This is a genomic window from Arthrobacter sp. 210 2 (assembly GCF_059093025.1).
Map to the genome: position 1 here is coordinate 45,767 of NZ_JBNHIE010000009.1, position 21,120 is coordinate 66,886.

22 protein-coding genes are annotated in these 21,120 nt (G+C 64.8%); 13 read left to right on the forward strand and 9 right to left on the reverse strand.

Annotated features, from left to right (window positions below; translation table 11 throughout):
* Positions 1 to 70: 70 nt before the first annotated feature.
* From AC5RWA_RS16330 to AC5RWA_RS16345, 4 genes are all read left to right on the forward strand, one after another.
* Positions 71 to 283 carry a hypothetical protein gene (locus AC5RWA_RS16330; RefSeq protein WP_494058325.1) on the forward strand — a complete coding sequence of 71 codons (213 nt, stop codon included), beginning with the start codon at positions 71 to 73 and terminating at the stop codon, positions 281 to 283.
* Positions 276 to 599 carry a hypothetical protein gene (locus AC5RWA_RS16335; protein ID WP_494058326.1) on the forward strand — a complete coding sequence of 108 codons (324 nt, stop codon included), beginning with the start codon at positions 276 to 278 and terminating at the stop codon, positions 597 to 599. The genes AC5RWA_RS16330 and AC5RWA_RS16335 overlap by 8 nt, the downstream gene beginning before the upstream one ends.
* Positions 600 to 764: 165 nt before the next feature.
* Complete coding sequence (locus tag AC5RWA_RS16340; RefSeq protein WP_494058327.1) at positions 765 to 1,076, forward strand: hypothetical protein; 312 nt, start codon at positions 765 to 767, stop codon at positions 1,074 to 1,076.
* A gap of 63 nt (positions 1,077 to 1,139) precedes the next feature.
* Positions 1,140 to 1,748 (forward strand): hypothetical protein, encoded by a 609-nt coding sequence (locus tag AC5RWA_RS16345; RefSeq protein WP_494058328.1) that lies wholly within the window; start codon positions 1,140 to 1,142, stop codon positions 1,746 to 1,748.
* Positions 1,749 to 2,274: 526 nt separating this feature from the next.
* Here the strand turns inward: AC5RWA_RS16345 and AC5RWA_RS16350 are convergent.
* From AC5RWA_RS16350 to AC5RWA_RS16365, 4 genes are read right to left on the reverse strand one after another with little or no spacing between them, the layout of a single operon-like run.
* Positions 2,275 to 2,457 (reverse strand): hypothetical protein, encoded by a 183-nt coding sequence (locus AC5RWA_RS16350; RefSeq protein ID WP_494058329.1) that lies wholly within the window; start codon positions 2,455 to 2,457, stop codon positions 2,275 to 2,277.
* Complete coding sequence (locus AC5RWA_RS16355; protein ID WP_494058330.1) at positions 2,412 to 4,040, reverse strand: serine hydrolase domain-containing protein; 1,629 nt, start codon at positions 4,038 to 4,040, stop codon at positions 2,412 to 2,414. Before AC5RWA_RS16355 ends, AC5RWA_RS16350 begins: the two co-directional genes overlap by 46 nt.
* A gap of 26 nt (positions 4,041 to 4,066) precedes the next feature.
* Positions 4,067 to 4,957 carry a potassium channel family protein gene (locus AC5RWA_RS16360; protein WP_494058331.1) on the reverse strand — a complete coding sequence of 297 codons (891 nt, stop codon included), beginning with the start codon at positions 4,955 to 4,957 and terminating at the stop codon, positions 4,067 to 4,069.
* A gap of 8 nt (positions 4,958 to 4,965) precedes the next feature.
* Positions 4,966 to 5,634, reverse strand: coding sequence for a hypothetical protein (locus AC5RWA_RS16365; protein WP_494058332.1), 669 nt, complete (start codon positions 5,632 to 5,634; stop codon positions 4,966 to 4,968).
* 181 nt (positions 5,635 to 5,815) lie between these two features.
* On the opposite strand from AC5RWA_RS16365, the gene AC5RWA_RS16370 reads away from it, so the two are divergent.
* The 3 genes from AC5RWA_RS16370 (at position 5,816) to AC5RWA_RS16380 (ending at position 11,140) form a co-directional block, all read left to right on the forward strand.
* Positions 5,816 to 7,357 (forward strand): alanine/glycine:cation symporter family protein, encoded by a 1,542-nt coding sequence (locus tag AC5RWA_RS16370; RefSeq protein ID WP_494058333.1) that lies wholly within the window; start codon positions 5,816 to 5,818, stop codon positions 7,355 to 7,357.
* A 387-nt stretch (positions 7,358 to 7,744) separates the two neighbouring features.
* Positions 7,745 to 9,121 (forward strand): FAD-binding oxidoreductase, encoded by a 1,377-nt coding sequence (locus tag AC5RWA_RS16375; protein WP_494058334.1) that lies wholly within the window; start codon positions 7,745 to 7,747, stop codon positions 9,119 to 9,121.
* Between the two features lie 198 nt (positions 9,122 to 9,319).
* Positions 9,320 to 11,140, forward strand: coding sequence for a calcineurin-like phosphoesterase C-terminal domain-containing protein (locus AC5RWA_RS16380; protein ID WP_494058335.1), 1,821 nt, complete (start codon positions 9,320 to 9,322; stop codon positions 11,138 to 11,140).
* Positions 11,141 to 11,256: 116 nt separating this feature from the next.
* Here the strand turns inward: AC5RWA_RS16380 and AC5RWA_RS16385 are convergent, their stop codons facing one another.
* Positions 11,257 to 12,153 carry a ketopantoate reductase family protein gene (locus AC5RWA_RS16385; RefSeq protein WP_494058336.1) on the reverse strand — a complete coding sequence of 299 codons (897 nt, stop codon included), beginning with the start codon at positions 12,151 to 12,153 and terminating at the stop codon, positions 11,257 to 11,259.
* Positions 12,154 to 12,312: 159 nt separating this feature from the next.
* Between AC5RWA_RS16385 and AC5RWA_RS16390 the strand changes: the two genes are divergently transcribed.
* From AC5RWA_RS16390 to AC5RWA_RS16410, 5 genes are all read left to right on the forward strand, one after another.
* Positions 12,313 to 13,083, forward strand: coding sequence for a type 1 glutamine amidotransferase domain-containing protein (locus tag AC5RWA_RS16390; RefSeq protein WP_494058337.1), 771 nt, complete (start codon positions 12,313 to 12,315; stop codon positions 13,081 to 13,083).
* A gap of 274 nt (positions 13,084 to 13,357) precedes the next feature.
* On the forward strand, positions 13,358 to 13,984 hold the full coding sequence (locus AC5RWA_RS16395) for an MBL fold metallo-hydrolase (protein WP_494058338.1): 627 nt from the start codon (positions 13,358 to 13,360) through the stop codon (positions 13,982 to 13,984).
* Between the two features lie 135 nt (positions 13,985 to 14,119).
* On the forward strand, positions 14,120 to 14,782 hold the full coding sequence (locus AC5RWA_RS16400) for a dihydrofolate reductase family protein (RefSeq protein WP_494058339.1): 663 nt from the start codon (positions 14,120 to 14,122) through the stop codon (positions 14,780 to 14,782).
* 3 nt (positions 14,783 to 14,785) lie between these two features.
* Positions 14,786 to 15,193: a nuclear transport factor 2 family protein gene (locus tag AC5RWA_RS16405; RefSeq protein ID WP_494058340.1), complete on the forward strand. Its 408-nt coding sequence runs from the start codon at positions 14,786 to 14,788 to the stop codon at positions 15,191 to 15,193.
* A 111-nt stretch (positions 15,194 to 15,304) separates the two neighbouring features.
* Entirely contained in the window at positions 15,305 to 15,448 is a 144-nt protein-coding gene (locus tag AC5RWA_RS16410; protein ID WP_275729278.1) for a hypothetical protein, read from the forward strand.
* A gap of 63 nt (positions 15,449 to 15,511) precedes the next feature.
* On the opposite strand, the gene AC5RWA_RS16415 is transcribed toward AC5RWA_RS16410, so the two are convergent.
* The 4 genes from AC5RWA_RS16415 to AC5RWA_RS16430 all read right to left on the reverse strand — a co-directional run bounded on the left by AC5RWA_RS16415 (position 15,512) and on the right by AC5RWA_RS16430 (position 19,878).
* Positions 15,512 to 16,225, reverse strand: a complete 714-nt coding sequence (locus AC5RWA_RS16415; protein WP_494058341.1) for a hypothetical protein — start codon at positions 16,223 to 16,225, stop codon at positions 15,512 to 15,514.
* A gap of 296 nt (positions 16,226 to 16,521) precedes the next feature.
* On the reverse strand, positions 16,522 to 17,253 hold the full coding sequence (locus AC5RWA_RS16420; RefSeq protein WP_494058342.1) for a hypothetical protein: 732 nt from the start codon (positions 17,251 to 17,253) through the stop codon (positions 16,522 to 16,524).
* A gap of 343 nt (positions 17,254 to 17,596) precedes the next feature.
* Entirely contained in the window at positions 17,597 to 19,255 is a 1,659-nt protein-coding gene (locus AC5RWA_RS16425; protein ID WP_494058343.1) for a thiamine pyrophosphate-binding protein, read from the reverse strand.
* Between the two features lie 119 nt (positions 19,256 to 19,374).
* Positions 19,375 to 19,878 carry an Lrp/AsnC family transcriptional regulator gene (locus tag AC5RWA_RS16430; protein ID WP_494058344.1) on the reverse strand — a complete coding sequence of 168 codons (504 nt, stop codon included), beginning with the start codon at positions 19,876 to 19,878 and terminating at the stop codon, positions 19,375 to 19,377.
* 93 nt (positions 19,879 to 19,971) lie between these two features.
* Here AC5RWA_RS16430 and hisC point away from each other — a divergent pair, with 93 nt between their 5' ends.
* Positions 19,972 to 21,069, forward strand: coding sequence for a histidinol-phosphate transaminase (gene hisC / locus AC5RWA_RS16435; protein ID WP_494058345.1), 1,098 nt, complete (start codon positions 19,972 to 19,974; stop codon positions 21,067 to 21,069).
* Positions 21,070 to 21,120 lie beyond the last annotated feature (51 nt).

Genomic DNA, 21,120 nt, shown 5'->3' on the forward strand with positions numbered 1-21,120 from the left:
AGCCCATCAGTCGGAGCGGCCACCACCAGTTTCGGTGGGCAAACTCAGACTGACATAGGAATCGTCATTGATGAAATTTTCAGACGTAGATACTTCCGGTGCAAATGGCTCGGGGGCTATCGTGCAAGCCGCCACCAACACGGACGCTTCGGTCACGGTCAACACGTTAACGGTGACCTTGGCGGCCTCTAGTTCAGCCAACAATGCCACCTATGGAGCTTTTGGTATCGGCTCGGTAACAAGAACATCTACCGCAGGAACAGACTTTGCTGCGAATGGGTGAAATAGGCACCGCCACTACCAATCGGTTGACAACTGAGTTGCGAAACGACAACGACACCACTGTTAGTATGAACTTCTCTGGCAACGAGGAAATCGGCGGCATTGCGGTCGAAATAAAAGCCAGCGAAGCTGGTGCTCAGACTATTTCCGCAATCGGCATTGCCTCATCCACTTCAATCGGCGCTCCATCCGTCTCTGCCGGAGCAGTCGTTATTGCTGCCACAGGTATGACACCATCCCTGCTTATAGGTTCACCCGCGCTATCGCCGGGCGTAGTCGTATTTGCGCTACTGGTATCGCCGCCAGCCCTTCAATAGGCGTGGCCAATGTCAGTTCGGCCTACAACCTCGCCCCGTCCGGCTTAGATTCTTCCGCCTCACCGGGCAGTCCGACGCTATCCGGGTGCGGTAGCAATCGCGGCGGCCGGTGTGGACGCTGTCTCAGCACTGGGGGCCGCAGCATTGACGGCTGGAGCAGTGTTTATGGCGCCCGCGGGCATCTCATCCGTCGATACGTTCGGAGTGCCGGTTCTTGTACCGGGTGATATGACGCTGCAGCCGACGGGGCTTCCAGCTCTTTGGCTTGCAGCCGACGGGGCTTCCAGCTCTTTGGCTTACGGGCTCGCCTCTCGGACATCGGTTGGGGATATTCAGGTCGAGGCGGAGACAACCATCCTGCCCGTCGAGGATCTCGGGACGGTGACGACCTTGGCAAGTACCGGCACCACGCAACTCGGTTCGCAAGACGATGTCGCTGTTACGCGGCTTGGTGGTGATGATGTGACGGTGCTCTGAGCGGCTGTTGTCGGTCCTGTCCAGTAGCATCGGTGGGTGCATAAATTAGGGGGAATAAGCTAAGTGAATCCACAGGCAGCGCCTGCATGGGTGAGTTACGTGTCGTTGGCATTTTCGTTGCTTTCGAGCAGCGCGGCCGTTTGGGCTCTGGTCTATACGGCCAGGAACTTTAGCGCCAGTAGCGCGAAGGTAAAGATCCGGCTTAACAGAGTTGAGCCGGATGGGCAGTACGTCAAAGTGATCCTCGACGTCATCAACTCGGGGCGCCTCGGAACCTCGGTTGGCCCCATCAAAATGCTGCTGCCAAGAGGATTCAAGACCGATAGGAAGGTCAGCGTCAATTTCTCGGGCATCAGTTCAAATGTGAAGATCGAAGGCCGCAGGGCGATAATCAAGCCGCAGGAGACTCACGAACTCACGTTTGAGATCGGCAAAGACATCGAGACGTTCGTGACCGCCAAACGCTTTCGCCCGTACTACCTTCCGGGTAGCCGCGTTCGATTCTTGTTTGAACTCGGAAACGGCAAAAAGGTCAAATCGAAACGTTCTTGGGGGCTTACTCCCCGCAAGTTCCTGATCATGGGTCGGAACATAGAAAAATATAATATGCAGCGTGAAGAAGAGTTCAGAAATACGGTCTGGGTAGCTAGTTCAGATTCTTCCGCTAACTGATCCGCCTCTTGCCGCCATTCCGTGATTGCCGCATTATGTGAGCAATGGCAATCACCCTACAAGCTGATTCATTTGCACCGGCGAACATAAAAGAGCGAGCCGTTCTTGACGCAGATGTAGCTGCGGGAGGTACGTCCCTCACACTCAAGTCCAACCAGGGCTTGGAAGTGGGGGATTTCCTGTATCTGGGCACGCTGGCGCAGGAGGGCTGCGAGAGGGCCGTCATCCAGTCACTGGTCGACAGCACGGGCGCGACCCTCACTGGTGGTTTGGATTTTGCCCACACGCGTTCTGAGCCGGTTACAGCTGTCCTGGGTGACGAAGTGCGTTTCTATCGGGCGGCCAACGTCGACGGCACTGTTCCGGCCGACCGCTCGTTTGCGGCCATTCTCACGCCCGCTGACATCGACCCAGACCAGCCTTCGACATATCGCGTCGACTCAACTGGTACAAGATCACCTACTACAGCTCATTTGCGGCGGCCGATGCCGCTCAGCCACGGCCCAGGCATTGAGGCCCGCCGCAATCAGCAGTCCGGCCCCGCCGTCCTGTGGACGGAACGGGAACCGGGAAGCGGCAGGGGACGGAGCCTGGCAAGGAGGAGATCGAGGGCCATCCCGGCCACGACGGGCGCCGGCAGGGGAAAGTTTTCGTAGGCAGCCTTCAGCCGCGCCGCCAGGGTGGGCGCAGAACTGATGTCCGCTGCCATTGTTTCAGGGTACGCCCCGTACGCCGTGCCTGAATGAGCAGCCACACCGTCCGCGGAACAGCCCATAGGATGGCCAGCCCGAGCACCGGCACCAGCGAGACGCCCACGTCCGGGAACTGGCGGATGATGACCAGCAGGCCGGTGTCGAACCGGGCCGGTGCGTACATGAAGCACAGCCACAGGGCGAACGCATCGAGGGCGAGCGCCGCCAAACCCGCCGCCAACAGCGGACGCCGCCCGCCGCCGTCGTACGTTCCACCGCTCCGGAACAGCACCCGAAGTGCCAGCCACAGGCTGAGCAGCTCCGCCACCAGCAGTCCCAGCGCGACCGCCCAGCTGTAGCGCTGCAGCCAGTCCTCCTGGACCACGGCGGGAATGGGCTGCTGGCCGTGGAGGATCCGCAGGATATTCGTGTCGATGGCCTTGAGCCGGGAGGGAGCCGAGGTGTCGTTCGCGTTGATGACCAGTGCGACGCCCAGCCTGGTGGAGGGAACCATCGCCAGGTACGTATGGCTGTTGCCCCACTCGCCCTGGTGCTCGGCGAGCAAGGGCAAGGAGGCATCGTCGGCGGCCTCCGCGGCAGGGACGGATTCAACAAGCGGGCGGGTGAACCACCCCATCGCGTACATCTTTGACCCGTCAACCCGGACCCCGGGCTCGAGCATGGCCCGGACGCTGTCAGGCTGAAGGATGCGCCGGGACCGGAATTGCCCCTCGTCCAGCAGCATGCTGAGCTCCCTGCCCAGGTCATTCGCGGAGGCGTACATGGTGCTCGACGGCATCCCGGTGGTGGGCGCGGGCACCTCCGTCTGCTGCCAGAAAGTGCCGAACCACAGCGAGTGGCCGGCGGCGGCACCGTCCGCGCGGGCAGCAGCGCGGGTCGCATGGCTATGGCCCATGTCCAAGGGGTCAAAAACATACTGGCGCATGTAGTCCCCGAACGGCTGCCCGGAGACCGTCTGAACCAGGAGGCCCAGGACGTTGAAGTTGGCGTTGGCGTAGCCGAAGGCAGCACCCGGAACTCCCGCCAGCGGGGAATCGGCAAGGTCCCGGACGCCGCCTTCGAGGGCCTCCGGGTCCTGCACGAAGGAGCCTTCGAAGGCAGTGTCCTTGGACGCCATGCCGCTGGCCTGGTGCAGCAGGTGGCGGACGGTGATGGCGGACGCGCGGCTGTCCTGCAGCGTGAACCACGGCAGGTAGGTCCGGACGGGTTCGTCCAGGCGGAGCCGGCCGGCCTCCACCTGCTGCATCACGGCGATGGCCGTGAGGGACTTGCTGGTGGATGCCAGCAGCACCGGGGTGTCGGCGGTCATCGGACGGCCCGAGTTGTCGGCGCTGCCGTAGGCGGCGGCATGCATCGGGACGCCGTCCTGGACGACGACGACGGCGGCGCCCGGGAGCCCGATGGCGGCCATTTGTTCCTGCAGGAAAGCATCCACCGCTTCATACGTCTGTTGGTCAGGGACGACGGCGGGCGGGGCCTCCTGCGCAGCGGCCGGGGCGTGTTCGAAAGGACCGAAGAGAACGGCACCAGCCAGGAGGCACAACAGGACAGAACGCGAAAACCGGGAGCTTCCTCGCACGCCTGCACCTGCCTCGGCTGACGGCGTCACCGGTCCGGTTCCCCCGCCCGCCGGTGGCGGTGGTGCAGCTCGTAGCTGTCGAACACGTCGGAGGAGGTGGTTCCGGCATGACCGAATTTGCCGCGCAGGACGTCCGCGAGCCCGTCCAGTGCCGCGTGCAGCATCCGTCCGGCGAACTGGAGTTCCCGGCTTTCGCTCCGCTCGGCGTCCGATGCCAGCTGCTGGGCGTAGGCAAGCGTGGCGGGCAGGGAACTCCGCTGGTCCACTTCGCGGAAATAGTAGGTTTCGTGGAACGCCACCAGGTCTATGCCTACGGTGGCTACGTTCCGGGCCAGCGACTCCAGCAGTCCGGCTGCATGGGTGGGTTCCAGTGCCGCTACACCATCAGGGCCGGCCGCCTCCCGGAACAGGTTCAGCTGGTGGGCCAGAGCACGGCGACGGTTCAGGGCCGGGTAGGTTTGCAGGATCCAGGAGACCGTGGCGGTCAACAGCCCGAAGCCGGTGATGGCCTGCAGGGCGGAGACCAGCCGGAGCAGAGGACTGGCGGCCACGATTTCACCGAACCCCACAGTGGAAAGAGTGGCGAGCGAGATGTAGAGGGCTTCGGCAAAATCTCCTCCCTGCGGAACATCAGTCCCGTACACAAAGCCGTCCGGCAGATGGGGCAGGTACAGCAGGGCCCAGCCGACGGCGGCCAGGCTTGCCCAGGTTGCGATGACGGCGGCCATGGCCAGGGGCGCCGCGGCGGAGGATGCCCGGCCCCGGAGTTTCTTCGTCAGCAGCCAGATTCCCCGCATGATCGCGCGCCCGGTAGGGCCGGAATCGTGCGGATAGAGGAGAGTGTGGAAGACGTCCGCGAGCATCAAGAGAATCAGCCCGGCGCCGAGCACCGTCCAGAGCACATCCGCGATGTCCATGCCTCATTTTAGTGGCGGCGTGGGCCCGTATCCCCTGATGGCTGCCGCTGGCCGCCGCGAAGAACCAGCGCAACCCCGGTGGCCAATTCAATGCCGTAAATGGACAGGGGCGGAAGGTCGCCGGTGCTGGCCAGCACGCCGGCGAAGGTTGCCGCGCCGCCGAAATTCAGCCAGCCGGGCCAGCGCGGAAAACCGGCGTGCGTGCGGGACCGCTGGAGCAGGGCGCCGCCGAGGGCTGCCATCCCCGCGAGGCTCACCCACACATACCCATAAAATGGCCACTCGGGCTGCCGCCCCAGCGCGAAGCCCTCGGGGTCGGTGAACCGGGCTGCCAGGTCCACAGGTAAGACGGCAGCTCCACCGGCCAGGAGGACTGCGCCGGCTTGGGCGAGCCGCCGCCCGGCCGGTCGTTCCTGTTCGCCACCCGCGCGTCCCTGGTCCCAAACTCCGGCGAGCACCGCCACGCCGGCAGGCAGCACAATGGTGCCCGCGCCGAGCAACACAGTCTGCGCCCTCCACTGCACGGGGTGCGCCAGCAAAATCTCCAGTTTGCGTTGCCGTTCCCGTTCCACGTATACACGCGAGACAGGCATGAAGGCCCCGGCAAGAAAAGACGCGGACCCTGCAGCCATGACAGCACCCGCAGTTCGGGTTCCTCCACGAAGCAGCCGGCTCATGTAACGACGGTAGGCCTGAGCACCAGGCGGTACAAGAGCCCCCACCGGGAAGCCAAATGGACTGGAGTAACTCTTTGTGAGAGGCTTCACAGGTTTTGGTGTGGTGCGCCACATCGCGTCGACCGACGCCGCGCAGCACCAAACGCATCACCCACGCTCTTCATGGAGGGAACCCACACTTATGAGCGATGCCTTATCAGCCATCAACAACGTGATCTGGAGCGACTGGCTCGTCTATCTCTGCCTCGCCACCGGAGTCTACTTCTCCATCCGGACACGTTTCCTGCAGGTCCGGCACGTTAAGGGGATGTTCCAGCAGCTCGTTCACGGCGAGAAGTCCGCCTCCGGCGTCTCCTCGTTCCAGGCCCTGGCCATGTCCCTGTCCGGCCGCGTCGGCACCGGCAACGTCGCCGGCGTCGCCACCGCGATCGCCTTCGGAGGACCGGGCGCCCTGTTCTGGATGTGGGCGGTCGCCTTCCTGGGCGCGTCCACGTCGTTCATCGAGTCCACCCTCGGCCAGATCTACAAGACCCGTGATCCGCTGACCGGCGAGTACCGCGGCGGCCCGGCCTACTACTTCTCCCGCGGGTTTGCCCACACCAAGGGCGCCGGCTTCTTCAAGGTCTACGGCTATGTCTTCGCGGCAGTGACCGTCCTTGCCTGCGGCGTTCTGATGCCGGGTGTCCAGACCAACTCCATGGCCACCGCAATCAGCGGCGCCTGGGCTCTCGAGCCGTGGATTGTTGCCGTCGGCTCGGTCATCCTCCTGGCACTTGTGGTCATGGGCGGCGTGAAGCGGATCGCCAGCGTTGCCGCCTTCGTGGTGCCCTTCATGGCCGCCGGCTACATCATCCTCGCCCTGATCGTCGTCGTCATCAACGCCGCCCAGCTGCCGGAGATCCTCTCGCTGGTGTTCCGCAGCGCCTTCGGCATGGATTCTGCCCTCGGCGCCATCATCGGCCTGGCCGTGATGTGGGGCGTCAAGCGCGGCGTCTACTCCAACGAGGCCGGCCAGGGAACGGGCCCGCACGCCGCGGCCGCCGCCGAAGTCTCGCACCCGGCGAAGCAGGGCCTGGTCCAGGCCTTCGCGGTGTACATCGACACGCTGTTCGTCTGCTCGGCCACCGGCTTCCTGATCCTCTCCACCGGCGCCTACCGCGTCTTCTCCGGCGGCAGCGAAGACGGCGAAATCCTCGCCGAAGGCGGCCTGCTGTCCGCCTCGGCCGTCGTCGGACCCCAGTATGTGCAGGCCGGATTCGACTCCGTCTTCCCCGGCGTCGGCGCCGCGTTCATTGCTGTCACGCTGATCTTCTTCTGCCTGACCACCGTCATCGCGTACTACTACATGGCCGAGACCAACCTGCGCTTCCTCCTGGGCAACTCGTCGGCCACGGTGATCCCCGGCCTCCGGACCAGCCTCGGCCGCGCCACCACCATCGCCCTGCAGGTGGCCATTCTCGTCGCCGCTGCTTACGGTTGCGTGAACACGGCCGCGGATGCGTGGGTGATGGGCGATATCGGCGTCGGGCTTATGGCCTGGCTGAACATCGTGGGCATCCTGATCCTGCAGAAGCCCGCGCTCAAGGCCCTAAAGGACTTCGAGCGGCAACAGAAGCTCGGCCTCGACCCGGTCTTCGACCCGCAGCCCCTCAGCATCACGGGGGCCACCTTCTGGGAGTCCTACAAGAAGGCCGACCGCGAGAAGGAAACCGCGCGGATTTAGTGCGAGTAGACCGTGCGCCGCGCCGTCCGCGCGGCGCACGGTCCGCATCGTCCCGGCCACCGATGCCGGGACGTACCTTTTCCTACCGCTTCTTGACCTTGAAAACGGGCAGGCGTAGCTTACGGGTAGTCGTCGGCCCAAGGGTGTCCCAAGCTTCGCCCGGCAGCGTCGCCGGCAGGCGCATATTCGAGAATCACGCCGGTGGTGCAATGCCCCATGCACGCAGCACCGGCGCATCCGGTCTCCGCCGCTGCTTCAGGCCGCCAGGCCTGTTCCCGGGCTCGTCCCGGGCCCGCAGCGGCTGCATCATGAAGGTCCCGCACGGCCGGGGGATGCCGTGCCAAGTCCCTGAGCGTGCAGGCATGCCCGGGGCGAATGGAAGTCTCCATGGACAACAACGGATTCCAGGCCCTGCAAGAAAAAGTACGGGGCCAGGTCATCACTTCAGACCACCCCCACTACGACGCGTCACGGGCCGTCTACAACGGCATGATCGACAAACGTCCCGCCGCCATCCTGCGGGTGTCTCAAGTCGCGGACGTCATCGCAGGAGTAAATTTTGCCCGCGACAACGGCATGGACCTCGCGCTCCGGGGTGGGGGTCACAGCGCCCCCGGGTTCGGAACCTGCGACGGCGGCCTCGTGCTGGACTTCGCCGGCCGTACGGGCGTCCGGGTGGATCCTGCTGCCCGGACGGCCCGGGCTGAGGCAGGCACCACCTGGGCCGACTTCAACCACGCCACAAACGCGTTCGGGCTGGCAACAACCGGCGGCATTATCGGGTCCACAGGTGTTGCCGGACTGACGCTCGGCGGAGGCATCGGCTACCTTGCCCGCAAGCACGGCCTGTCCTGCGACAACCTCATATCCGCGGATGTGGTCACCGCAGAGGGGAAGTTCCTCACGGCCAGCGCCACCGAGAACGACGATCTCTTCTGGGCGTTGCGCGGCGGCACAGGAAACTTCGGTGTGGTCACGTCCCTGGAATTCAACCTACACCCGGTGGACGTGGTCTATGGCGGTGTGGTGATCTACCTGCTCGAGCAGGTTGAGGCTGTTGGGCAGCTGTACCGGGACTACATCGCCACAGCTCCCGAAGACATGGGAATCTTCCTCGGATTCCACCAAGGCCCGCCGGTACCCTTCCTGCCGGAGGAGCACCACGGCAAACCAGTAGTGGTTGTGGTGGGCTGCTGGACCGGTCCCCACGATGAAGGCGAGCGGCAATGGCAGCAGTTCCTGGATGTCGCCCCAGTAGCCGGATCCTTTGTGGGCCCGCTCCCGTACCCGGTGCTCAACACGTTGTTCGACCCGATGCTACCGAAGGGCCTGCAAGCGTATTGGAAGGCGGAGTTCCTGCCGGAGCTGAGCGACGACGTAATCAGTGTTGCCCGGAAATTCGGAGCCGGGGTGCCCAGTCCCCAAACCGCCAATCACTACTACCCCATCAACGGTGCGGCGCAGCGCGTGGGACGGGACGAGACTGCCTTTCCTTACCGGAACGCCAACTTCTCGGTAGCCATCGCCGGGATGTGGGAGTCCCCGGAGGACAACGCTGCCAACACGAGGTGGGTCAAGGACTACCACCAGGCGCTGCATCCCTACGGAGCCGGCGGGGGCTACGTCAACTTCCTTGACGCCGACGACCAGTCCAGCATCGAGGACAACTACGGCGGCAACTACGCCAGGCTGGCCAGGATCAAGGCGAAGTACGATCCCGGGAACCTGTTCCATATCAACCAGAACATCAAACCTGCGGCCTGAAACGGGGAAGAGCCTTCCCTCACCTAATATCCGGTACGACGGCGGCAGGCACCTTGGGCGGGTCCTGCCGCTTAATGAGTGGTTACGTGTACGTCCACTTCCCGTGGCATGCCCGTGGGTAACCGTTTACCTGATCCTGTGAGGGTGGATGCGCCGGCTGGAACGGCCGGCAGCATTCACTCGACCCGGAGGACCTTTGTGTACCTGATTGCCAGACCGTCCAAGTTCCATCCCGCCAGGCCGTTGGCCCTGACCGCCAGCACCCTGGCCGTCATCGCCGCGGCCTCCCTCCTCAACCCGTCCAGCGGCAACGCCGCCGAGTCTGCCGACTGGGACGCCACCGCTTATCGCGGCAGCGTCAACGTCGTCGAAGGGCCTGACGAGAACCAACAGGTGATCGACGGCGTCGCCTTCGTGGACGAGGACCAGGACTCCGTGCAGGACGGAAACGAGCGCGGCCTGGCGGGAGTGACCGTGTCCAACGGGCGCGACGTCACGACGACGGACAGCCAGGGCCGCTACGCGCTGCCGGCGTTCGAGAACATGACCGTGTTCGTCACCCAGCCCCGCGGCTACCAGGTTCCTGTGGACGGGGCCAACGTGGCCCAGTTCTTCTACCACCACCTGCCGGCCGGCTCCCCGGAGCTGAAGTTCGGCGGCATCGAGCCAACCGGAGAGCTGCCGGACCAGGTGAACTTCCCGCTGGCCAAGAGCGGCCTGACCCAGTCGCCCGAACAGCGCTGCGTCATCGGCGGCGACGTCCAGACCTATGACCAGGACGAGGTGGGATATGCCCGCACCGGCGCCTTCACCGACCTGGCCGCACGCACTGACTATGCAGGCTGCGGGGCCCTGTTCATCGGCGACGTGGTGGGCGATGACCTTTCGCTCTACCCGCAGACCCGGGAACTGGCCGGCATGCTGAACGGCCCGGCCCGCTTCCTGCCCGGCAACCACGACCTTGACTTCGACGCCACCAGCAGCGAGCACACCTTCGACACGTTCAAGGCGAACCTGGGTCCGGAGTACTACTCCTACGACGCTGGCAAGGCACACGTCGTAGCCCTGAACACCGTGGAATTCCCCACCAAGCTTCCGGCCGCCAAGGGCGACTACACCGGTTCGCTGGATGAGCAGCAGCTGGAATGGCTGCGCAACGACATCGCCCAGGTGCCGCAGAACCAGCTGATCGTCCTGGCGGCGCACATCCCGCTGCTCGATTACGCCGACCAGGGCAGCAGCAAGCACCAGGTGGAGCAGGTCAAGGAGATCTACAAGATCCTTGAAGGCCGCGAGGTGGTTGCCCTGGGCGGACACACCCACAGCATCGAGAACCTGCGCGAAGGCGACTCGCTGGCAGGCTGGTCCGAGCTGTTCGGCATCGACGCCTTGCCGTTCACCCACATCACCGCCGGCGCCATTTCCGGTGACTGGTACTCCGGACGCCAGACCGCCGAGGGCTACCCGCTCGCTTACCAGCGCGACGGCGGTCTGCCGGGCGTGCTGACGCTGGACATCAAGAACACCGAGTTCCAGGAGCGCTTCACGGTCCGGGGCGAGGACGAGTCACTGCAGATGTCGCTGGGCCTGAACACCCCGCGCTACCGCGAGTGGTACGCCCAGAACCTCGCGAACAAGGGCAGCGCCCCCGAGTTCACCGGCCCGCTGACCGTCTCCCGCGACGACCTCGCCAACACCACCTGGCTGACCAGCAACTTCTGGATGGGCAGCACCGGCTCCACCGTGGAGGTACAGCTCGACGGCGGCCAGGCAGTTGAGGCGGTCCGCACCCAGCAGATGCAGGGCGAAGGCCAGCTGGTCGGCGCTGAATGGTCCGACCCGGTTGCCGTCCAGGAGCAGCTGGTCAACGGCGGAAGCCTGGCCGACCGCATGATGCACCTGTGGCGGCTGCAGCTGCCCGCCGACCTGGCAGCCGGCGAGCACACCGCCACGGTCACCGCCACGGACGTCTACGGCCGGACCTTCACCGAGACCCTGACCTTCCAGGTCGCCGGATAAAGCCTCCGGTGGTTGAGCCTGTCGAAACCCCTGGTGATTACCACTGCACGTAGTCCGGCTGGCTAGCGGACACGGAAAAGCCCTGGCACGAGGTACGTGCCAGGGCTTTTCCGCACTCAGCGCGGGAGGCCGGCCCTGATCTGGATGAGCGTGAGGTCCAGCAGCGGCGTCGGGACGTTGAGGTCGCGGGCCCGGCGCGCGAGGTCGCCGAGGATGTGCTCCGCTTCGGAGGGCAGCCCTGCGGTGAGGTCCCGGTAGAGGGAGGAAGTGAAGGCCGAGCCCGGCTCGGTGAGTATGCCGACGGCCTGTGCGTGAGCGGCGTCGGAAACGGGATGCCCCGCCGCTGCTGCCACTGCTTCGGTTTCGCTGATGGCCTCCAGGATCCTGGACTGCCCGCCGGCGTCGAGGATCCGTCCCACCGGTGCCCGGAACAGGCAGTTGACGATTCCCGCGGCCGCGATGAAGGCCCACTTATCCCACAGTGCGCCTACTACGTCGTCCACTACTGAGAAGTCGACGCCGGGCACGTCCAGAGCTTCGGAAACCTCTGGAGAGACAGGGTTTCCGTTCAGCCCGCCCACCATGAGGGAGGTCAGGGGCACCTGCTGGCGGACCACGTCGCCGTCGAGCGTGGCGACGATCCGGGCCAGGCCGCCCAGCACCTGCCCCGGGTACTGCTGCTCAAGCCGAACCACGTGGGCCATGCCGTTGAGGATTGGAACGATGGTGGTTCCGGGCCCGACGAAGGCGCCGATCTCGCCGAGTACGCCCTCGAACGCGGTGGCTTTGACCGTGACGAGGATCAGGTCGAAGACCTCTGACCCGTCCGGGGCGGTGATGGTTTTCACCGGGTGTGTCCGGTCAGCGGTGGGGGAGACGAAGCGCAGCCCGTCGCGGCGGAGGACCTCCTGCTTGCGCGGCCGCACCAGGTACGTGACATCCCGTCCCGCTTCCTGCAGGAGCGTACCGAACGCCCCGCCTGTTGCTCCGGCTCCGACGACGAGGATCCGCATGGGTGGGCACCTTCCGGTTGGTTCGACATTAGTGACCGGATTCAGAAGCCCAGGACGGCCGAGGCTTTGTTTCCGCTGCTCCAAGGCTAGGCCGTTTCAGCAGAGCCACCCACCGAGCGGGCCGGGCGTAGGGTGGGAGTCGGACGAAAGGAGCACTTCATGAAGAAAATCCTCATGGTACTGACCAGCGTTTCCGAGATCGGCGATACGGGGGAGAAGACCGGCTACAACGTGGCCGAAGCCGCACATCCCTGGAAAGTGTTCAAGGATTCCGGGCACTTCGTCGACTTTGCGTCCATCCAGGGCGGCCAGCCCCCGCGCGACGAGGTGGACTCGAAAGATCCCATCCAAGTGGCCTTCACGGAGGATGAGACCACGCGCGCCGGCCTCTACAACACTGCCCGCGTCGACGTCGTTGATCCGGACCAGTACGACGCCGTCTACCTCGTGGGCGGCCACGGCACCATGTGGGACTTCCCGGACAGCGAAGGCCTGCAAAGCCTGGTGGCGAGGGTCTACAACAACGGCGGCTTGGTGGGCGCGGTCTGCCACGGACCGGCTGGCCTGCTGAACGTGGAACTGGAGAATGGACTTCGCCTCGTCGAGGGCCGGAGGGTGGCCGCCTTCACCAACGAGGAGGAAGTCGCCGCAGGCAAGGACAAGGTCATTCCGTTCTTCCTGGCAGACCGGCTTGAGGAACAGGGCGCTACCCACGTCTCCTCCGGTGTCTTCGAGGAAAGGGTCGTGGTTGACGACCGGCTGGTGACCGGTCAGAACCCGGCGTCAGCTGCCGGTGTGGCCAAGGAGATGGAGAAGCTCTTCGCAGCGGTCATCCACCAGGAAAAGGCCGAGGAACAGCATGACGCGGAGGCTCTGCGCGCCGAGAAGGACGCGATTAAGGCGGCTGCTGCTGCCGAAGGGGAGCAGTAAGCCAACGCTCACTGAGACTGGCGGACACGCTGCAAGGACGGGAGCTGCCGAAAGCAGCTCCCGTCTTCGCGGTGGCATTGACCCTGAGGAGGACCAGATCGAATGCCCTGACCCGTCCGGGGGGTAATGGTTCGGATGTTGTAAGGCTAGGCCGTTCGACAGGACTGCCCACCCACACCAGGTAGCTTCCAGCTTTCGAGTGTGACGCCTTGAAGATGTGACGAAGGCGGCTCATCCTTGCAGGTAACGCTAACCGAGGCTGCTGAGGTGACCTATGTTGGAGCTTGCCCCTGGGGTTCATCAATTGACCGGGTTTCCCCGCCACAAGATCAACGTCTACGTCGTTGAGGACATCCTGGTGGATGCCGGCACGGTACTGGCGAGAGGGCGCATCCTGCGCCAAACGCGCGGACTGAATTTGAGGGCGAACCTCGTTACTCACGCCCACCCTGACCATTTTGGCTCCTCTCGGGCTATCTGCACCAAACTCAACCTTCCGCTGTGGGCGGGTGCGTTGGATGCCCCGTCCGTCCAATCAGGCAGGCCAGTCACAGGGCCCGGCCGGCTGTCCCGGCTCTTGGGAAAGTACAAGATGGCGCCTGGGCGAACGGTGGACCGGTTGCTCAAGGAAGGCGACGAAGTTGCCAGTTTCACCGTGCTTGATGTCCCCGGACACACACCAGGGCACATCGCGTTGTGGCGCGAATCTGACAGGGTGCTGATCTGCGGGGACGTCTTCTTTAATCTCCGTCGCCTATCCCAGCCTCCCGGCATCCTCACGTGGTCGTCGGAGCGCAACAGAGAGTCCATGCGCCGCCTCGCAGAACTTCAACCACGACTTGTTTTGTTCGGTCACGGCAAACCGGCTGCATACGGCCCGTCAGAACGCATGGCATTTTGACGGGGTGCTGGCCGGTCAGTTGTTGTCAGGGTTCCCTGCCCCGGGCCACGCTCAGGTACGCCGGGCATGGGCCCCTTGAGCCGTGGGGGCCGATCGCCATACAGCGACTGCCAACGACACTTCAGGAGCGACGCCATGTCCCTTGTCCGCGTGCATAACTTCTCGGTCTCCCTCGACGGCTTCGGCACCGGTGAGGGCCAGCAACTGGACGCTCCATTCGGCCACGCAGGCACGCGGCTGCTGGAGTGGGCTTTCGAGACGCGGACCTTCCGGGCGATGGGCATCCACGGGGAATCGGAAGGATCCTTCGGCATCGACGAGGGGTTCGCCAGCCAGTGGGGACCCGGGGTCGGCGTCGAAATCATGGGGCGCAACAAGTTCGGCCCTCAGCGCGGTCCCTGGGAGAACGAGGATTGGAAGGGGTGGTGGGGCGAGAACCCTGTGTTTCACACCCCTGTGGTCGTCCTGACCCACCATCCCCGGCGGGTCCTCGAAATGGAAGGCGGAACAACCTTCCATTTTGTTGACGCGGACCCCGTCTCCGCGCTTGAACAGGCCCGCGCCCTGGCAGGGGGACTGGACGTCAGGATCGGCGGCGGCGCCAGCACTGTGCGGCAGTTCCTGGAGGCCGACCTGATCGACCACATGCATGTCGTCCTTGTGCCGATCCTCCTGGGCCGGGGCGAACGGCTCTGGGACGGACTCGAAGGACTCGAAGAACGCTTTGACATTGAAGCGACCCCTTCTCCCCAAGGCGTGATCCACCTGGTCTTTACCCGTCGCCCGGCCCGGAGGTAAGTGATGCTCGACGAGACAGCCCTTATGGAGGCGCTGCGGCGCCATTGGGAGTACTCCGGCAAGGACGAGGACATCGCCCACGAGATCTACCACGACGACGCCGTGCTGGAGTTTCCCCAGTCCGGCGAGCGGTTTGAAGGGGTGGAGAACTTCCGCGAGTGGCGCCGGCAGTATCCGGCGAAGCTCAAGTTCCACACCCGGCGGATCACCCACCGCGAAGACCTGGTGGTTGTAGAGAACCTGATTAGCTACGACGGCGCGCCATGGATGCACACGGTCAACGTCCTGGAGTTCCGGGGTGACCGGGTGGCGCATGAGCGGATTTACATCATGGAGGGGTGGGATGCCGCGGAGTGGCGGTCGCCATGGCGTGCCGAGCGTCCTGCAGACCCGCCACCGCCGGCCCCCTGACTTCAGGGGGCGTATCAGCATTCAACGATGGCGCCCACGCTCGGTTCTCGGGCTATGCCATTACCCGTGTCAGGGGAGTCTGTCCGGCCGTGACGCCCGTAGGGTCGGTTCATGGGCACCAAACGAGACGGCGAGCTGGAAGGGCAAAGCTCCATCAACGAGCTGCTCGACAAGCCCATCGGCGACAAGCCAATCCAGCTGCCGCTGCCGTTCCATCTCCAGGTCCGGCCGGGGGAATTCCGCCGCGCGTCCTGAGGTGCGGCCAAGGTATGACGACGGCGGGGCTCGCCTTCCCGCCGTCGTCTCGAAACGTTGTGTTCAGAGGTCGTGCGGGCAAATTTCGGTGCCCGCCAGCCCAGGCCTTCCCTGCCCGAATGAAGGTTCGTCGTCGCTTCCCGCCCAGATGGCACCGCCTCCGGGGCAGGGCATCACGTCGAACGCGCGGCCATCAAGCTGCGCCCGCAGATGGCTTCCGTCATCCTCCACCACTTCCCAGCCCGCCGCCGGCAAGGCTCCCCGATAGTGCTGCAACACGTCGGCCCCTCCTGAGAGCTTAAACCAGCGGGTACAGCCGCCGACGCCACTCATGCCGCCGCCACTGAAATGGCCGATGTGGCTGATGGAATCGAACGCCTGCTGGGCCTCACGATCCGCGCTGGCCATGGGTTCATCGGTGCCCTCGGTCACGCATTGCGGAGCGGAAACAAACTGGTTTTCCATCTTCTGCCCCAGCGCCGCGGGGGTGACAGCGAACATCCCGAGCAGCATGAGGACCGGGATGGCCACGGCCGCCAGCCGCATCCACCGCCGTGTCGAGATCATGAAGCCGATCATGGCAACCACCGCGACCAGACCGAGCCCCAATCCGGAGGGTCCGGCCGTAAGCCCCCACGTGAGACCCTCCAACGGGGTACCGCTCACATCGCCGTAAGTTCTCATGAATTCGTAGTGGACCATCACAGCCAACACCGCCAGGCCTGCCCCAACGACGAGCAGCACCGCGGCAGAAACGACTCGGCCGGTCACGGGCATGGCTCATTGTATTCCCGGCCCAGTCCCCGAGACAGGGGACGAAATGCATGATCTGCTCCGTCGGCGGCCGCGCAATCCGACCGTGTCGCCCACGTCGTCAGTACGACGGCGACAAGCACCCTGGGCGCGCAAGAAGACTATGGTTACGTGCCCGTCCCCTTCCCGTGGCCTTCTCGGGTGCTCATGAGAAGCAGGGTAGCCGTGTGAACAAGCAGCAAGAGGCGACGGCTGCCTCCTTCGATACCTGCCCCAGGTACCTCCTGCCTTGCTGCGGAGTTAGGCCCGTTTGGCTACTGCTACCGATTCCCCATTGAACGTATGAGAAGCCTCATGAATTGGGAACCGCCTCGGGAAGGAACAAGCCTCGGGAACAACCCGAATGCTCGGTAGAGCAAGACAGCGTTTATAGAGGAGTTCTCCTTCAGCTTTCGAAGGTAGCGAATCATCAGCGCCACGTCATTCGTAGTCAGGCGTTCCACGTTGAATAAGACGAACCGGGGCGACTGTGAAGTCTGATCTACTATCTGAATGCTGAACTTATGGTCGTGGAGCTCGTCGCGCAGAGCAGTGTCAAGATTCGGTAAAAGCCTAAGGAGCGAATAAAAGGACCGTTCAGGCATTCCTTCTGAGGCAGATGCTTTGCTGCTGGTTCTCGCCGCAATGTCAATAATAACTGATGGGCAGTAGGGGTCCAGGATTTTGTTGTTTAGCCGCTCTTTGAGACGGCGCCAACGGAGGACTACGCCGGCGGCGAACCCGGCTAATAAAGTGGCGACCTTTTCTAGGGATTCCCAATTTTCTTGCACCCACAGAACAAATTCCCAAAATGGTGGTGCCCCAGTGGTTGAGCCAAATCCGCCTGCAAGGCGCCGACGGACGATTATCGCATGTCCAGCGAAGAAAGACTCGATGATATTCGCCGCTTTTCCTTCCAGTGTCGAGACGTTGTATATCTCGGGCGCTGAAACAAAGAGTGTGTACTCGATGCCAGCAAAGTCTTGGGGAGAGTTGCCGTCTGTGGAGTGCATAAGTTGAACATAAGAGACTTGGTTCTAGGTACCTGGCCACGACACGACATTGTCGTTCGTGAATACTCGACAGGTGGTACCGGACGCTTCTAATGGGGAAGTCGCCGGTGTCCCACCACCGTCCCAGCAATCAAGTTGTGGAAGCGCGGCAACGGGCGCCCGACGGTCCCGAAAGGCTTACTTGAGGCACTTTTTCGATCGCGATAGACAACTTTTCGTTGGACGTGTTGAACTCCCGCTCCGCGCGCCATAATTTCTCACTTATACGCTGGGAGGTCCAGACATTAGCACCAGCATATGAGCCGGCAGGCCGGAGTCGACGGTTCTGGCTGCTTCTAGTGGGCTATCCCGCGACCGCCGCCTTCGCAGCCTGGGACGCCTCCATCCACTCGCTCAGCCACGGGGCCCGGACGCTCGACGTGATCCGGCAGTCGGCAACGAAGGTTCCCTTCGCGCCGGCGTCGATCCAGTCCGTGAGAGCGGACAGGTCCGCCAGCGAGCGGATGATCGCAGACTCGGCGCCGAGCGCGCGGGCGATGCCGCTGAAATCCACCTCGGGGATCAGCATCGGCTTCTCGGTCAGCCCCTGGGAACCGTACTGGTGGATCTCGGCTCCGTACGCGGCGTCGTTGTAGATCACCACGATGGCGCTGCGGGCCGCGCCGATGAGCGATTCGAGGTCGGCCAGGCCCATCAGGAAACCGCCGTCGCCTGAGGCCAGCACCAGGGTCCGGCCGTCCTCCACAGCACGGGCTGCCCCGACGGCGCTCGCGAGTCCCAGCCCGATGGACTGGAAGGCGGTCCCCACCATCACCAGGTCCTGCGGCCGCGGGATGTTCCAGTACATGGGTGCCCAGCCGATGAAGTGCCCGCCGTCCTGGACCACCGTGCGGCGCTCCGGCAGCACGGCATCCAGTGCCGTGGCAAGGGAGCGCGGATCCAGCCGGCCGTCCGGGGTCTCGTCCGAGCCGGGGTGGTGGGCCGGTCCTTCGGCCAGGCGCCTGCGGGCTTCCGTACGCCACCCTTCCGCCGCCGCCTCGCCATCCAGCAGCGACAGGAGGCGCGCTGCCGCGGTCTTCACATCCGCGCTGATGAACACGTCCACCCGCGGGTTGGTCGCCTCCAGGCCGGCGTCGATCTGGATGACGGTGCTGTCCTGGCCCAGCAGGTGCCCGAACCGCATGGTGAACGGGCTCAGGCTCGCCCCGGCCACCAGGACCACATCGGCCTCGCCCATGAGTTCGGCCGCGGTGTCCGTGCCGAAGCCGCCCGCGACGCCGAGGTACCCCTCGCCCTGCAGGAGGTTGAGCGCCAGGGCAGTTCCGGCGGTCAGCGCGCCCAGCCGGTCGGCGAGCTCCCGGAGTTCCGGGCCAGCGCCGGCGAGATGCGCACCGCGGCCGGCCAGGATCAGCGGCCGCCTGGCCCCGGCGAGCAGGCGGGCTGCCTGCCCAAGGCCGCCGTCGACGTCGTCCGTCACCTTTGCTGCCGACGGTTCAGGCAGGTCCTCTTCCGGCGCCTCGAGTGCCGCGAGGTCGTAGGGAATGGCAAGGACGACGGCGGTGCGCCTGGTGAGTGCGTACTCCACCGCCTGCCGGGTGATGGCGCCCGCGGCGTCGCGGGTGACGGTGAAGGTGGCCGCGCCGAGGCCCGCGGCGATGGCCGCCTGGTCCACGTCCCAGGGCCGGGCTCCGCTGCTCGGGGCGTCCCCGGTGACCAGCACGACGGGGATCTGCGCCTGCACCGCCTCGGCGAGGGCCGTGAGTGCGTTGGTGTAGCCGGGGCCGTAGGTGGTGGTGCCGGCCGCGAGGCGTCCGGACGTCCGGTAGTAGGCGTCGGCCGCGGCGACGGCGGCGCCCTCATGCCTGACGGGGGAGAAGCGGATGCCCTGCTTCTCCGCGGCGTCCAGGAAGTAGACATTCCCGTTGCCCATGACGCCGAAGACATCGCTGACATAACTGCTGAGAACCTGGGCTACGCGGCCTGACACGGTAAGTGAAGTCATGCAGGAAGCCTGTGCGCCAAGCCTCGGATAAGCAATAGCACCGGTTTTGGTTGGGACTTTTGGCAGCAAGGGGAGGAGTGAACTGAAAATTTGCCTAGTTGTGGCCTGCGTCACCTCACCTAGTCCGAAGGGCGGGACTCCTGCTCGGACAGGCGGCTGATGAGGCCGTCGTAGCGGGGCGGCATGAGCTCCAGGATGGAGATGGCCGTGCTGGTCCGTTCGATTCCGTCGATCTCCAGGATCTCGTTGGTGATGCGGTAGAGGTCACTGGTGCCGCGGGCCACTACTTTGGCCATGAGGTCCGCGTCGCCGGTGGTGGCGTGCACCTCGATGACCTCCGGGATGGCGGCAAGCCCGTTCTCCACCGACCCGGTGCGCGTCTGGCTGATGGACAGGGAGAGGAAGGCCATGAGTTCGTAGCCCAGCGCGGCGGGGTCCAGTCTTCGACTGAACGAACGGAGGGCGCCGCTGTGCTCCAGCCGTGCCAGCCGGGCGTGGACGGTGTTCCGCGCGACGCCGAGTGTCCGCGAGAGTGCCAGGGCGCTGGCTTCCGGGTCCTTGTCCAGGGCCAGGATGATTCGGCCGTCGAGGGAATCGAGGGTGCGAGAGTTCGAGATGGTCATATTTTCACCACACACAGTAGAAGTTGAGCAGTTGTCCCAATGGCTAGAGCGTATCTTGCAATGTGGGCGGGATCACAACAATGATCGGTCCTCATGACCCCTGATCAGCTCCTGACCAGACCGGGCACCGCGCTTCCCACCCTTAGAAGCGCGGTCACCGGACTTCCGTCCTACGTCCCGGGCCGGCGCAGCGCCGGCATGGACATTGCAGCCCTTGCCAGCAACGAAAGCCACTACGAACCGCTGCCCGCAGCCATCACTGCGGTGGCCGCAGCGGCCGGTGCCATGAACCGCTACCCGGACAGTGCCGCCGTCGAACTCCGCGAACGGCTTGCCAGCCACCTCGGCGTCACGGTCGGGGAGGTCGCGGTGGGGCCGGGCAGCGTTGGCGTCCTCCAGCAGATCATCACCGGACTGTGCGACGCCGGGGACGAAGTGATCTTCGCGTGGCGCTCCTTCGAGGCCTATCCCATCCTGGTGGAGCTGGCAGGCGCCCGGCCGGTCCGCGTCCCGTTGGACCACCTGGAGGGCCACGACCTCGATGCCATGGCCGCGGCCGTCACCGACCGCACCAAAGTCATCCTGCTGTGCACCCCCAACAACCCCACCGGCGTGCCGATCAGCCACGAACGCATCGAGGCCTTCCTTCAATCCGTCCGCTCGGACATCCTCGTGGTGATCGACGAAGCCTACGTGGAATACGCCGAAGCGGGCAGCGGCCCCGATTCCCTGGCGCTCTACCGCGAATACCCGAACGTGTGCATTCTGCGGACCTTCTCGAAGGCCTACGGGCTCGCCGGCCTGCGCGTGGGCTACGCCGTGGCGGCGCCGGACATTGCCGAGGGACTGCGCCGGACCGCCCTTCCGTTCTCCGTGAGCGCGCTGGCCCAGAAGGCGGCCATCGCTTCGCTGGACGCGGGGGAGGAGATGGAAGCGCGCGTCGCCGTCGTGAAGCAGGAGCGCGCCCGGATGGCCGTGCTGCTGGAAGCCCGGGGCTGGAAACTGCAGCCGAGCCAGGGCAACTTCCTGTGGATCCGTGCCGATGACGGCCTCCGGGCGAGGCTGGTGCACGCGTTTGACGGTGCCGGCATCCTGGTCCGGGCGTACCAGGGCGGCGGCGTGCGGATCACCGTCGCCGACCCCGCCTCCAACGATCGCGTACTCCGGATCCTGGAAGCCCACGCGGCCTAAAGCTCTTTGCTCCCAACCCCAACCCGTTCCACCTACTATCTAGAGGAATCC